General features: G+C 52.6%; 10 protein-coding genes. All 10 read left to right on the top strand.

Annotated elements, in window-relative coordinates; translation table 11 throughout:
- Positions 1–72 precede the first annotated feature (72 nt).
- Positions 73–1,548 carry an aldehyde dehydrogenase gene (locus HED22_RS06660; protein ID WP_167720444.1) on the top strand — a complete coding sequence of 492 codons (1,476 nt, stop codon included), beginning with the start codon at positions 73–75 and terminating at the stop codon, positions 1,546–1,548.
- A gap of 18 nt (positions 1,549–1,566) precedes the next feature.
- A complete protein-coding gene (locus HED22_RS06655; RefSeq protein WP_167720442.1) occupies positions 1,567–3,255 on the top strand; it encodes a GMC family oxidoreductase in 1,689 nt (562 codons plus the stop codon).
- A 13-nt stretch (positions 3,256–3,268) separates the two neighbouring features.
- Positions 3,269–4,042 carry an HpcH/HpaI aldolase/citrate lyase family protein gene (locus HED22_RS06650; RefSeq protein WP_167720440.1) on the top strand — a complete coding sequence of 258 codons (774 nt, stop codon included), beginning with the start codon at positions 3,269–3,271 and terminating at the stop codon, positions 4,040–4,042.
- Positions 4,043–4,069: 27 nt separating this feature from the next.
- Positions 4,070–5,320, top strand: coding sequence for an FAD-binding oxidoreductase (locus HED22_RS06645; protein ID WP_167720438.1), 1,251 nt, complete (start codon positions 4,070–4,072; stop codon positions 5,318–5,320).
- A gap of 49 nt (positions 5,321–5,369) precedes the next feature.
- Positions 5,370–6,809, top strand: a complete 1,440-nt coding sequence (locus HED22_RS06640) for a D-isomer specific 2-hydroxyacid dehydrogenase family protein (RefSeq protein ID WP_167720437.1) — start codon at positions 5,370–5,372, stop codon at positions 6,807–6,809.
- Positions 6,810–6,840: 31 nt separating this feature from the next.
- A complete protein-coding gene (locus HED22_RS06635) occupies positions 6,841–8,100 on the top strand; it encodes a glycerate kinase (RefSeq protein WP_175581153.1) in 1,260 nt (419 codons plus the stop codon).
- 471 nt (positions 8,101–8,571) lie between these two features.
- Positions 8,572–9,144 (top strand): HlyD family efflux transporter periplasmic adaptor subunit, encoded by a 573-nt coding sequence (locus HED22_RS06630; protein ID WP_167720435.1) that lies wholly within the window; start codon positions 8,572–8,574, stop codon positions 9,142–9,144.
- Positions 9,128–9,313, top strand: coding sequence for a hypothetical protein (locus HED22_RS06625; protein ID WP_167720433.1), 186 nt, complete (start codon positions 9,128–9,130; stop codon positions 9,311–9,313). Before HED22_RS06630 ends, HED22_RS06625 begins: the two co-directional genes overlap by 17 nt.
- Before the next feature lie 820 nt (positions 9,314–10,133).
- A complete protein-coding gene (locus tag HED22_RS06620; protein ID WP_167720431.1) occupies positions 10,134–10,355 on the top strand; it encodes a hypothetical protein in 222 nt (73 codons plus the stop codon).
- A gap of 116 nt (positions 10,356–10,471) precedes the next feature.
- On the top strand, positions 10,472–15,186 hold a 4,715-nt coding region (locus tag HED22_RS06615; RefSeq protein WP_167720429.1), incomplete at its 3' end, for an S-layer family protein.

Genomic DNA, 15,186 nt, shown 5'->3' with positions numbered 1-15,186 from the left:
TCTGCACCGAACGTGTTGCGCAAGACGAAGCCACTACTAACGAACCCTTTTTGGTTCGAAAGGATATCTACTATGAGTTTCACATTCGATCCGAGCGAAATCAAAGTACCTTCTGGTCATCATATCGGCGGCAAGTTCGTTGAACTCGCAGGCGAAGAAATTGAAGTCCTTCGCCCCTCTGACCTTCAGCCGATGGGGACCATTACCGATGGCGGTGATGCCGCTGTCGAACAGTCCGTTGCGGCAGCCAAAAAAGCCCTTGTCGAGAGCAACTGGGCAGGGATTGCGCCGCGTGAACGTACGGCCGTTCTTATGAAGTTCGCTGATTTGGTTGAAGAAAATGCCGAATATCTCGGTAAGCTCGAGGCAATGGGGTCAAGTCGACTTGTCTCGATGACGGTCGGTGGCGACGCTGTCAGAACCGCCGGCGTGATCAGATATTTTGCGGAATTCTGCGACAAGGTTGAGGGTTCTGTAACGGCGACTCAGGAAAATACCCTGAGCTATCTCGACTTCGAACCTTACGGAATTGTCGGAGCAATTGTTCCGTGGAACTTCCCGATGATTACGGCGACGTGGAAATTTGCTGCAGCTTTGGCTGCGGGCAATGCGATTGTCATGAAAACCTCGGAACTGACGCCGCATAGTTTGCTCGCGCTCGCCGATCTGGCTGCGAAAGCTGGTGTTCCTGGTGGTCTTCTCAACGTAGTTAATGGTTTGGGTCATACGACCGGTGCGGCGATCGTCAAGCATCCTGATATCAAGATGATTTCCTTTACTGGCTCGACACAGACCGGTGCTGCGATCATGTCGCTTGCAGCACAGTCGGGTATCAAGCCGGTCACGCTCGAACTTGGTGGCAAAAGCCCGCAGCTTGTTCTTGCTGACGCCGGTGAAATGGATGCCGTCGCCAAGCGTGTTGCAGGTGCCTTTATGGTTAATGCAGGTCAGGTCTGCACCCTTGGTTCACGCCTGATTGTAGAGCGTTCGATTGCTGATGAACTGCGTGAGCGTATCGTTGATATTATGAAGGCGATCAAGCCTGGGCCGACATGGGATGCAAACACCGATTTTGCACCGATTATCAGCCGCAAACAGTTCGATCGTATTGATGGTTTGGTACAGCAGACCGTCGCCCAAGGGGGCAGCATTGTTCAGGGGGGCAACGGTCTTGAGAGCAATTCAGGCTGTTTCTATGCGCCGACCCTGCTTGAGAATGTTTCCTATGACAATGTCGGCTTTACGGATGAATTCTTTGGTCCGGTAGCGACATTTGAAACCTTTGACGATCTTGAAGAAGGCATTTCCAAGTCGCAGCACCCGGTTTATGGCCTCGCGGCAAGTGTCCATACCACCAACCTGCAGAAAGCACTGAAAGCAGCTGACGGTATTGAGGCCGGAATGGTCTTTGTGAACCAACATGGCCGTGGTCCGGAATTCACCTATACCGCAGGCGGGTTCAAGGGATCCGGTTTTGGCAAGGACATGGGACGCGAAGGCTTCCAGGAATTCATGCGCCAGAAAGCGGTTTGGGTCAATTACGCCTGATTATAGGTGACGAAAATCATGAAATACGATTTCATAATCGTGGGAGGCGGCTCTGCCGGAGCCGTCCTTGCGAGCCGCCTGTCAGAAACAGGGACCAAACAGGTTGCCCTGTTCGAAGCAGGGCCAGATACCCCACCGGACGCCGTTCCAGATGTCATTTCTGACAGCTATCCGGGTCTGTCTTATTTCGATCCGCGTTTCCACTGGGAAAAGCTTCGTGTCTATACCCGTTCGCCCAAACAGAACTCGACGGTTGCAAAGACCTCGAAGCTGGAACAGGCGAAAGTCATGGGTGGCGGTTCAAGCATCAACGGACAGTTTGCTGTACGTGGCCTGCCGACCGACTATGACGAATGGGAAAAACTTGGCGCGACCGGTTGGGGATGGGATGGGTTTTTCCCCTATCTCAAGAAACTTGAACGCGATCAGGATTTCGGCGGGGAAATGCATAACGACAAGGGGCCAATCCCGATCCGTCGTGTGTTCCCCAAAGAATGGGCGGGCTTTACCAAATCGGTTCTCGACGCGGTAAAGGACGAGCTACCTTATGGCGAAGACTATAACGGTGGGACCGAGGATGGTTCTTATCCCATGCCGTTGTCGAATGAAAATGACCGCAGGGTCTCGACTGCGGTTGGTTACCTGACCGAAAAAGTACGTGCGCGCGAAAACCTGCACATTTTCTCGGGCGCGTTCGTCGAAAGTCTGATCGTTGAAGGCAACGCGGTCACCGGTGTGAAGGTTCGTCTTAATGGTGTTGTGAACTCGTATTCTGCCTATGAAGTGATTGTTTCTGCCGGGGCATTGCATTCACCAGCCATCCTGATGCGTGCAGGTATCGGTCCGGGCAATCAGTTGCAGAAACTGGGCATCAAGCCGGTTGTTGATTTGCCGGGTGTTGGAGAAAATCTGACCGATCACCCGCATCTTGCATTCGGCGCACATTTCCGCAAAAGCGCGCGTCTGCGACCGGGGCAGCGGCGTCACATCTTCCTTGGGACCCGTTACTCATCGAACATCGATGATTGTCCGAAGGGGGATATGTTCATCATGCCGGTTAACCGTGCTGGTTGGCATCCCCTTGGGAAGGCGATGGGCGCGTTGAATGTTTGTGTGAACAAGTCCTACTCGACCGGGACAGTTAAACTGAAGACTCCCAATGCCGAAGATGAGCCACTGGTCGATTTGAATTTGGTGTCAGATTCTCGCGATCTTTCGCGTCTTGTCGACGGGTTCAAACGGTTGTACCGGATTGCCCAATCTCCAAAGGTTAATGCGCACGTCAATACGTGGTTTCTTGCCGGTTACACCGACGAGGCACGTGCATTAAGCGTGCGGAAGTTTTCCAACTGGATGAAAACGGGGACGGCCTCCTTCCTGTTCGACTATGCGCCTTTCTTCCGGGAAACCTTGTTGAGGCACAAGTTTGGGACCGGTGACAGTATTCGTCAAATGATCCGTGATGATGACGTGATTGCCGACTGGGTTCGAGAGTCAGTCTGGTCGGGCTGGCATGTTTCAGGAACCTGCCGGATGGGGCGCGATGACGATCCGATGGCTGTTCTGGATGCAAAGTGCCGTGTGCGGGGTGTTTCCGGTCTTCGGGTGGTGGATGCTTCTTCCATGCCCTCGATTATCAGCGCCAACACAAACATTACAACGATTGCAATGGCCGAGAAGGCCGCTGACCTCATTTTGAATTCGTAAAAGGAGAATTTCCATGCGTGAAAATCGTGTAAAAACAATCTGGTCCGAAGGTGGCGAAGTCATTACCGGCTGGCTTGGTATTCCGTCTTCTGTATCTGCTGAACTGATGGCTCAACAGGGCTGGGACGCTCTGACGATCGACCTTCAGCACGGTGCTACCGATTATGTCGATGCGCTGCCGATGCTGCAGGCAATTTCAACCACGAACACCACGCCAATGGTGCGTGTGCCGTGGAACGATCCGGCCATTATCGGCAAGGTTCTTGATGCCGGTGCTTATGGTGTGATTTGCCCGATGGTAAATACCCGCGCCGAGGCAGAAGCTTTTGTCAAAGCATGCCGTTATGCTCCGGTCGGTACCCGCAGTGCCGGTCCCCTTCGTGCATCTCTTTATGGTGGTTCCGATTACATTAAGGAAGCCAACAAGACCATCATTACGATGGCGATGATCGAGACCGAAGAAGCCGTCAATAATCTTGAAGATATCCTCAAAACGCCGGAACTCGACGCGATCTTCGTTGGTCCGTCCGATCTGTCGTTGAGTATGGGCGAAAGTGCTGGCTTCGATCCGCGTTTCCCGAAGGTTTATGACGCAATCAAATACATTGCTGAAACCTGCAAGAAAACGGACGTCATTCCAGGCATCCATTGCGGGTCTGTCGAGTATGGCGTGGAAATGCGTGAAATGGGGTACCGTTTCATGGCGTTCCTGTCTGACTTCCGCATGCTGCAGCAGGCGGTCTCCCAGGCACTTCCGGCATTCCGTGCCGGCCAACCAATCGCCTAAGCGTTCTGTGAACAGGTATGCAAGACCATGAGCAATTCTGAACGGGTTATCGTCATTGGTGCGGGTATTATTGGCAGTTGCACAGCCAATTATCTGCTTAAGCAAGGATACGCTGTTGATGTAATTGACCCGGCATTGCCGGGATCGGAAGACCAGTGTTCCTATGGCAATGCAGGGGGTATTTGCCCAGGTTCCTGTATTCCAAACTCAATGCCGGGTTTGCTCAAAAGTGTTCCCAAATGGCTCCTTGACCCCGAGGGACCGTTGTTCGTGCGTCTTGCATATCTACCCCACGCCCTGCCCTGGTTGCTGCGTTTTGTGGCGGCCAGTCGCAAGTGGCGTGTTGAAGAGATTTCACAGGCGATGCGAGACCTGCATCGTTACACATTTGAATGTTACGAACCGCTGGTCCGTGAGGCAGGATGCGAAGAGCTACTGCAAAAGCGGGGGCAATTGTTCGTATATGAAACAGAAAATGGTGCACGCAACAGCACCTATAGTACCGATCTTCGCCGGCGACATGGCGTTCAGGTGGATCTTCTTAATGCCGGAGAAATAAGAGAGCTCGAACCCGCATTGTCATCTGTCTTCAAAAGCGCGCTTTACTTGCCTGAACAGGGACAATGTCCCAATCCGGGGCGGCTTGTTGCGAAGCTTGCGGAAAATGCAGCCCGTAAGGGCGCTCGTTTCATTCGAGCCAAAGCACAAGGCTTTATCATTGGCCCGGAAGGCCCGCGTGCGATTCAGACGGATCAGGGAATTTATGAGGCCGACAAGTTTGTGTTGGCTGCGGGGGCTTGGTCTGGAAAACTGGCAGCCAAGATTGGTGATCGTGTTCCTTTTGAAAGTGAACGCGGTTATCACGTGATGCTTCCAGAGGCCGATACCGGCCTTCGAATTCAGACGATTTCTGCAGACCGGAAATTTGTCGCATCCCCAATGGAAGAAGGCTTGCGCCTGGCAGGGACGGTGGAATTTGCGGGGCTTGATGCACCGGCAAACATGAAGCGCGCAGACATTTTGATGAAACTTGCGGAAAACATGTTCCCCAAGCTTGAAACCCGAAATGTCAAACGCTGGATGGGGCACCGCCCAGGAACACCTGACAGTATTCCAGTGATTGATAGATCACCGCGTCATCGAAATGTAATTTATGCGTTCGGGCATGGTCATCAGGGATTGATTGCCGGTGCCGTGACCGGAAAAATCGTCGCCGAAATGGCTTCCGAGCAGGCGCCATCGATTAACCTTGAGCCATTTCGGGTCAACCGCTTCTAAGCCAAGCCTAATCACACCAAGCCGAACCTTTGAACAAAAGTTGGAATTTATGAGCAAAGACGTTTCCTCCCAAAATCCCGCGACGCAAAATAATGGTTTCAAAGTGCTGATTGCCGATCTGGTCGGTTTGAAGTTTGATGATCAGGGCGTACCGGATTGTTCCGAGGTTGCTGAATACATCGTGGCCAAAGGTGGCGTTTTTCATCCGGTAAGTGATGCGGTTGAAGGTGTCATTGATGACGGGAAAATTCATTTCTACTATCGGCCCAACATCTCGACCGAAGATGAGATTATAGCGATCACTGAAGCGGGCAACTTTGATGCCCTGATTGCAGCGGCGACCTTTATCCCGGCCAAGGCATCTTTCCCACGTGGTGGCGTGCGGATTGGCGCGGGTACCGGCAATATGGGGGCTCTTTGCTGGGGTGGTGGAAATGGTGATGGCGGGACTGGTGTTCTGATGAATACTCCCGGCATTAACAGCCGGGCCACTGCCCAAATGGTGTTTAAAGCACTGCTGCGTACGGTGCCTGATATTGATCTCGATACCTTGCACGAAAGGGTTGTTGCCAAGACCTTTGACACGGGAAAAAACCTTAAGGATTTCCCTACCAGCAAACTGGAAGGATGCGTTCTTGGTGTTATAGGCTACGGCAATATTGGGCGTGAAGTCGCGAAATTGGGGCGTAGCTTTGGCATGGAGGTCCGCATTTACGCTCGTGAGCGTCATAAAAAATGGATCGAAGCGGAAGGCTTCGTTTATGCCCCGACCATTCTTGATGCCGCACGCGGCGCAGATGTCTTGACCCCGCATGTTGGGTTGGGGGCCTTCGATGCCGATGCAGGAACTTACGCCAACGCCCATCTGATCAATGCCGAGGTTTTGAACGTATTAGCCCCGGGCGCCGTTTTGGTCAATTTCGACCGCGGTGAACTGGTTGATGCGGCTGCCCTTGATCAGGCGCTTGCAAGTGGTGCCGTCCGTTACGCTGCTATCGATGCTGATTTGTTCTTGAACGAACAAGGAGATGTTTCTGGCCCGATGGTGCCGTATCTTCCGCTGGAGACGCATCATAAAGGCAAGCTTCTTTTGCTGCCGCATGCTGCGGCGGATACAGATCATCCGTCGCGAGTGGCTGGTGGAAAGCAGGCGGTAGACCAGATATTTGGTCTTTTGCTTGAAAAATCGGTTTCCAATGTTAGGGGTACGCTGCCCCAAGGTTATACTGATCTCGGTGTTATGGGTGTTCCTGGTGTGGGTGCTGTTTCTTCCTCGCAATTGTCCGGGTTGGTTGCTGATACCGAAACGCTGGATGCTCTGATCGGAGATCTGCGTGCTTTGCTAGGCTCGTTGGAGCAGCTTGGCAGTTTGAAACATGCGCGACGTACTGAGACCTCGGCCGAGGTCTCAGAACAATTTGTGCTGAATGCAAACAGGACCATCTCGAAGTTGCGTAAAGCGGGTATCGAAGGTCCGTTTCGGGCGTAACTGCGACACCAATTCACCAAGGAACATATTGATGACAGCGCGTGAAAAACTTCTGCGCATGATGGATGCTGCTTTAACCGCAGCTGATCCCACGCAATGTATGGCCGATCATCTGCCGGAAAAGCCGAAGGGACGGACGATTGTCATCGGAGCTGGAAAAGCATCGGCGAAAATGGCCCAAGCGTTTGAAAGATATTGGAAGGGCGAAGTGGGCGGTCTGGTGATTACCCGATACGGCCATGCTGTTCCCTGCCAGTATGTCGAAATTGTCGAAGCCGGGCACCCCGTTCCGAATGAGGCCGGGCGCGTGGCAGCGAAACGGGTTCTGGAACTTGTTTCTTCGGCAACAAAAGATGATCTGATTGTATGTATGATTTCCGGGGGCGGATCATCGCTTCTGGCGATGCCAGCCGAGGGTATTAAGTTTTCTGAAAAACAGCAAATCGGGAATGCTTTACTCCGCAGTGGCGCGACGATTTCAGAAATGAATTGTGTGCGAAAACATCTTTCCGGCGTCAAGGGCGGACGATTGGCTGCCGCTGCCGGAAAAGCCAGAATGATTACCTATCTGGTGTCTGATGTTCCGGGAGATGACCCGAGCATCATTGCCTCGGGCCCGACAGTGCCTGATGATACAACAGGTTCCGATGCACTAAGGATTATTGATGCTTATGGCATCAACCTTTCGGACGAGGTGCGCGGTCTGCTTTCTTCGGAACAGAACCCAACGGTTTCGTCAAAAGACCCGTGCTTTACCAATAGCGAGTTGGTGATGCTAACTACGCCGCAGGCCAGTTTACTGGCGGCCGCATCGGTTGCGCGCGAATTGGGGGTGGCGCCGATAATTCTCGGTGATGCCATCGAAGGCGAAGCGCGGGAAATAGCGATCATGCATGCCGGGATTGCGCAGCAAGTGCTGCGTCATGATCAACCTGTGCCTAAGCCATGTGTGTTGCTGTCAGGGGGGGAAACCAGTGTAACGGTATCAGGTGAAGGTGGCCGTGGCGGAAGGAATAGCGAGTTCTTGTTATCACTGATGATGCAATTTCGTGGGCAAGCCGGGCTCTCCGCCCTAGCAATTGATACTGACGGGATTGATGGGAGCGAAGATAATGCAGGCGCGCTGATTGATGAAAGCAGTTGGCGTAAGGCAGTTGAGTGTAACGTTGATCTGCATTGGTACCTTCAGAACCACGATTCCTACAGTGCTTTCGATCAAATATCTGCCCTTATTACAACGGGCCCGACATTGACTAATGTCAACGACTTCAGGTGTATCTTGATCGAGTGAATAATCTTGTTCGCAAGCTTAGAGCTGTTAGGTCAAATGGCCTGTCGGTAAATGTCATCTTTTCTGTCAATTCTGCAGATTTTTGTCACCTTATGTGACAATCGATGCCAACTTATCTGGCAAACGAACGTGCCAAGTGGTTGATTTCACGGCGTAGCGAATGTCATCTTCTCTAGCACGTGACAATTTTTCCAAAAAACGATTTTCTACCTGACGCGACATATATAGGTATCCGCGCGTGCTCACGCGTTGTCATAAGTCGGGGTTATTGCGCTTCGAATAAATATCATAAAGCGCAAATAAATGATGTAATCTATCTTTGATTGCAGTGGCTGCGGGCTTTATGCATTAATATTCATTAATGCGCAGATGCAGGGGGCTTTGCGCGCAGGGTGGGGATGTCTTTTGCGGGGCGCAATCAGGCACAAGCAGATAACTGGTCTTGGCAGGAGATGCGCTCAGCTTCTGCCGATGGCGACCGTACGTGAAGGATCGCTTTCCGGGCTTGTGTCGGATGGCATCAGTACCAAGCCGGTCTGGCTTGAAGTCAAGCAACAGCTGATCGAAACCAAAAGCAATCTTGAGATTTATCGCAACCGCCTTGAAGAAGCCGACGCGTCGATCATGGCAGCCGAGAAAGACCGCGAGAACCTGATTGCACAAACCAAACAGCAAACACTCGAAGAACTTCTTGATGCCCGCAACAAGTTTGAAACGGCGGTCATTGCACTTCGCAAAGCCGAAAGCCGTCAAAACCGACACCAATTGCGCGCGCCCGTCAGTGGCACGATCCAGCAGCTTACCCTCCATACCGTGCGTGGTGTTGTTTCACCTGCCGAAAGCCTGATGGTGGTGGTGCCCGATGATGTGGAGCTTAAGGCCGTCGCCAAGGTGCAAAACAAGGATGCCGGTTTTGTCGCGACAGAGCAGGACGCGGTTCAAGATCGACAGTTTCCCCTTCACCCGCTACGGCAAGATCGACGGCAAGGTCAAAAGCATTTCGCGCGATGCTATTCAGGACGAAGATTTGGGGTTGGTCTATGAGGTGCGTGCGACCCTTCAGACTTCCGAAATCTTTGCTGACGGCCGCATGGTCAAACTGACGCCCGGGATGGCGGCATCTATCGAGGTCAAAACCGTTAATCGGCGGATTATCGAGTTCTTGCTATTGCCCGTGATGAAGTGCGGCGATGAGGCTCTTCGGGAAAGGTAGTTTCAAATGAAAATAACGAAAAGATCTGTTACGTCTTTTAAGATATGGAGTTTTATTATATTTTTGTTTTCTGCATCTATTATGGCGTATGCAATTATATTTGAAAATTATTTTGGTTTGTTTTTGATACCAATTGTCTGTATTTCAGGGTGGTGTTTTATGTTTTGTGTGTTTAGTGAAATTGTTACAAATCGGTATAATTATTATATTTCATGTGGGAACTATGATGCTGCAAATACAATAATGCAATCTGGATTATCTATTTATATTTTAAGTAAATGAAATTTATAGGGTGTATTTATGTCAAGTGTTAATAAATCTGTTCGAGATCGTTTGTCCGGATTAAGTGAGGACTTTGGTTCGGCGATTGATGATGTTCGAGATAACTTGCGAGATGCAGTAGGCGAGTTCTCGGAATCATTAAGTGATCTTCGTGACTACACCGAGAGTAAAGTAGGAGAACTCGGACCAGTTGGTGCAGTAGGTGCATATGGACAAGTTTCATTCGTCGGTGGGTACTTAGGTGTAGACTTCGAAAATATTGGTTTTGAATTTGGCGTTTTTGCACAAGGAACTGCGCCTTTTGGGCTAAGTGGGTATGGAGCTGCCGAGCTTAATCTTGGATTCGGGGGCATTAGCGTAGACCCGAATTATGGAGTAGGGGTCGGCGTTCCTAGCGGTGTGCCAGGGATCGCAGGAGCAGTTTTTGGAAATTACGATGGAACTTATACGGGTTCTGTCGGTGCAGGCGTAACCGACGTTGTTGAGGGTGGGGTGTACGTTGTTTCTGATTATGGTGATCAGCTGAGAGAATTGGTAAATGGAAATGGAGGAAGCTCATCTGATGACGGCGCTTCGGATGGGGGGTGGCAGGAAGGGGATAGGAGAGATCATCATCCTGGAACGGGACAACAAGTTGGTTGGAAAGAAGGGGACAGAAGAGATCATCACCCTGATCCGGTTGACACTGGCGGTTGGCAAGAAGGGGACAGAAGAGACCATCATCCTGGTACTGGTCCTGGAGGGAAGCCAGTTGTCTTAGATTTAGATGGTGATGGTATCGAACTGATTTCTGAAGAAGGCAGCAACGCATTCTACGACATCGATGGTGATGGATATCGGGAAAAGGTTGGCTGGGCATCTGCCGATGACGGCCTTTTGGCGATTGATTTGGACAGTGACGGCGCCATTGACCGCGGGGAAGAACTGAACTTCACGCTGCTTGATGAGAATGCGCAAACCGACCTTGAAGCACTCAAAACCGTCTTTGACAGCAATGATGACGGTGTTCTTGATGCCAATGACGAACGGTTTGTTGATTTCAAAGTCTGGCAGGATCTGGATGGTGACGGGGATGCTGAGGACGGCGAGCTTAAAAGCCTGTCCGAAGCCGGGATTGCATCGATTGATCTGACCCCGGAAGAGAGCAATGAAACGGTCGAAGGTAATATCCTTGCCGGTGTTGCCCAGATGACCATGGCGGATGGCAGCTTCCGTGATGTTGGCGATGTTGCCTTTTCCTATTCCCAATATGGTTTCCGCGTGAACGATGACGGAACTGTTTCGGTCAATGCCGACACAGACGCATCGGTGCAGCTGGGTACGCTTGGCGATGATGTTCTAACCCTTGGTGCAGAAAGCGGTTTCGTCGATGGTGGTGCTGGTAACGACACCTTGACCGGTGGCGACGGGAATGACTGGCTGATTGGCAGTGACGGTGAGGATACCCTGATTGGCGGGGCTGGTAGTGACATCCTGTTTGTCGATGGTGAAGATACTGTTGCGGGCGGCGATGGTAATGACGTCGTTATCAATTCGAGTAACAGTGCAATTTCACTTGATATGGGGGCGAGTGAGGTTGAAGTCGCGATTGGTGGTGATGGGGCAGATACCTTTATTGGTGGTGCTGGTGATGATGTTCTGATCGGTGCAGGTGGGGCCGATACGCTGAATGCAGGTGCAGGTGATGACACCATCGTCGCCGACGAACTTGACGAGATTAATGGTGGTGACGGTGATGATATCATTGTCTTTGAAACTGACCAGTCGGTTGATTTCGATCTTGCGGAGGCGAATATCGAGGCCGCCATGGGAGGATCAGGAAACGACCATTTCCATGCATCGGGTTCGGGTGCCATTCGCGTCATGGGACGTGAAGGCGACGATACGATCACGGGTGGTTCGGGTAATGACGTGATACTTGGCGGTGCCGGGGCGGATACGCTTGATGGGGGTGCCGGGGGCGATTACCTGTCCTATGCGGGATCGTGGGAAGGGGTGTCGGTCGATCTGGGCGCCAATACGGCATCAGGCGGCGCTGCCGAGGGTGATGTTATTGCCAATTTCGAAGGTCTGATCGGTTCCGAAGCGGGCGATGATCTGCGTGGGGATGATGCCTTTAACGTCATTTATGGCGGGGCAGGTAACGACACCATCGATGGCGCGGCCGGGAATGATTACCTGACCGGTGAAGACGGCCATGACACATTCATTGGCGGAGCAGGCGCAGACACCATGGATGGCGGCGACGGCTTTGACATGGTCAGTTATGCGGCCTCAACCAGCGGGGTGAATGTTGATCTTGGCAGTGCGACGGCATCGGGCGGTGATGCGGCCGGCGACATAATTAGCAATGTCGAAGATCTGACTGGATCGGCCCATAATGACGTTCTGACCGGTGACGATGGCGAGAACGTTTTCGAAGGCGGTGCTGGGGCCGATACGCTTGATGGCGGTGCCGGTGAAGATACGCTTTCATATTATGGCTCTGACGCCGGTGTGAATGTTGATCTTGCCAATGGAACCGCATCGGGCGGCGATGCCCAAGGCGATGTTATCAGCAATTTCGAGCATCTTGATGGTTCCGGTCATGACGACGTTTTGGCGGGCGATGATCAGGACAACCTGATCTGGGGCAATGATGGTGCCGATACCCTTTTGGGGCGGGACGGTGATGACGTTCTTTTGGGCGGCGATGGCGATGACATCCTTGATGGTGGGGATGGTGATGATGTTCTGGTCGGTGGGGACGGGAAGGATACCCTTCGCGGCGGTGCGGGCAATGATACCGCATCCTTTATCACGGCTGCAGGCGGGGTGACGGTTGACCTTGTGCTGAATGCGGTCGCCGGTGCCGGTGGTCCGGACAAGATCGAAAGCATCGAAAACGTTACGGGCAGTTTCTTTGACGATGATCTGCGCGGTAATGATGGTGATAATACCCTGATCGGGGCCTATGGCGGTGATAAGATTGATGGGGCGGGCGGATCAGATACCGTTTCCTATGCCGGGTCCTACAAGGGCGTTGATGTCAGCCTCACGCGGGGGGGCGGGATTGCCTATCATGAGCAGACTGCTTTTGATGCGCAGTCGGCATCTGGCACTGTGCGCCTGATTGCCGAAGATGGCAGCAATGGCGATGCCAAGGCCGTGTTCAAGTCAGACAATGCGGCGATCTATACCGAGCTTGGCGGCGATAGCGGCTGGCAGGTGATGAATGTCGTACTTGATCACGGGATTGAGGGCGATGCATGGGCGATTTTGACGACCGGCGGGACAAGTGCGTCTGCATCCCTGCCAGACAACGCCCAGCATGTCCGATTGTATCTTGGCGATGATGCCGAAAAGAAGGTTCTTGAGATCGTTAATGCCGATGGCTCGATTGCCGAAAGCTTTGGCTTTGAGGGCAAGTTTGACGAGCTAACCAGCTTCAACATTGGATACAACCGCGATACCGGTAAGCTTGTGGTCTATGCCAATGCGGTGCCGGTGGCCAGCCATGATTGGGACGCCGGGCTTGATGTTGTTGGTGGATTGATTGGCAATGACGGGTTGGTGGCAACGCTTCATGAGGACCCGGTATTCCAGACCCAGCTTGGTTTGGGCGGTGCTGACTCGGTCAATGACGTTCTGAGCAATATCGAAAACCTTGAAGGCTCTGCCTGGGGCGATTTGCTTGAAGGTGACGCTTCCGATAACAGCCTTCAGGGCGGGGAAGGCAATGATACGCTTCTGGGCGGCTCGGGGCATGACACGGCGATATTTGATGGCAATGCATCGGACTATGAAATCACCCGCAATGAAGATGCCGATGGTGATTACGAATGGTCCGTTAGGGACCTCAATACCGAAGACGGCGTTGACGAGGGTATCGATTACCTGACCGGGATAGAAAAGATCGAGTTCGCGGACAAAACCATCTATCTGGATGGTTCGCAAAACAATGCACCAGTTGCCGCAGACGGCATCGCCGATCTGCTTGAGGACGGCACCATCACAGGACAGGTGCGCGCAGTTGACATTGATCAGGATGCGATCAGTTATCTCCTTGAAGCCGAACCCGCGCACGGAACAGTAACCTTCAATGCCGATGGCAGCTTCAGCTATGTCGCGACTGATCCGGCTTATGACGGTGAAGACAGCTTTGACTTTACTGTAACGGATGCGGCGGGCAATTCGGTCACGGCGACGCAAACCATTCGCTATGGTGCGCAAACTGAATTTGACGGTGGGGCAGGCAATGACATCTTGCGCGCAACAGATGGCGATCATGTCCTCAGTGGTGGCGCAGGTGATGACACCCTGATCGGTGGTGTGGGCGCAGATGCCATTGATGGCGGCAGTGGATCTGATACGGTTGATTATAGTGGCAGTGATGCCGCGGTTGACGTTGATCTGACCAATGATGAGGCCAGTGGCGGTCATGCATCGCATACCGTTGCGGGAACCGATGGGGCGGACGATGTCATCACCAATGATACGCTCAGCAATATCGAAAATGTCATTGGCAGCGATCATGATGACAATCTGCGCGGTGATGTTGGCGAAAACACCCTGATTGGCGGCGCCGGCAGCGATACACTTGACGGTGCGGCGGGGGCAGACCGCCTTGATGGCGGAGAGGGTGAAGATACTGTCAGTTATGCGACCTCAACCAAATCGGTGACGATTGATCTCGCGGCCGGTCTTGCTGTGGATGGTCATGCGGAGGGCGATGAACTCATTGATATCGAGAACCTGATTGGTTCGGATTTCAATGACAAGCTTACCGGTGATGAAAACGACAATACTCTGACCGGTGGCAAAGGGCGCGATACTCTGTCAGGTGGTGCTGGGGCTGATCACCTGGCAGGTGGCGCTGATCGGGATACGGCTTCGTATGAAAATTCTCAGCTTGGCGTCATCGCCGATCTTGAAGCAGGCACAGGATCAGACGGCGATGCAGAAGGTGATAGCTATGATTCTATCGAAGATATTCTGGGATCATCTCATAACGATACCCTCATTGGTGACACAGTCGCCAACACCCTGACCGGTGGTGATGGTAATGATACCCTGACAGGCAATGGCGGATACGACCGCCTTGTTGGCGGAGCGGGCAATGATACAGCGCTCTATGCCGGTAACCTTGCCGATTACGATGTCACCCAGCGAGAAGACGGCAGTTGGATCATCCGTGATATCAATGCCGAGGACGGCGACGATGGCAGCGACACCCTTGTCGATATGGAAACGGCATCCTTCGCCGATGGCGATATCTCGCTCGACGGGACCGAAAACAATGCGCCAATCATTCGCGATGGTCGCATCACGCTTCCGGAAGCTGGCACGATCACACATCAATTGCATGGCGTTGACGTCGATGGAGACGGACTGAGCTTCGAGCTTGTTGAAGGCCCTGCCAATGGTGCGGTGACGGTGAATGCGGATGGCAGTTACAGCTTCACGGCGGGTGATGGCTATGTTGGCGAAGACAGTTTCACCTATCGCGTGACCGATGAGCACGGGCTGAGTTCGGAAGGTCAGGTCTCGGTTCAGATTGGCCAATTTGTGGCTGAGCAAACGATCAGCAAGAGTTCAGGTTCTACGGGGTG

Origin of the sequence: Thalassospira sp. HF15, assembly GCF_011806525.1 — a bacterium.
Classification (GTDB): Bacteria; Pseudomonadota; Alphaproteobacteria; order Rhodospirillales; family Thalassospiraceae; genus Thalassospira.
The sequence above is the reverse complement of the archived record's forward strand: the minus strand, read 5'-3'. Positions and strand labels throughout refer to the sequence as shown.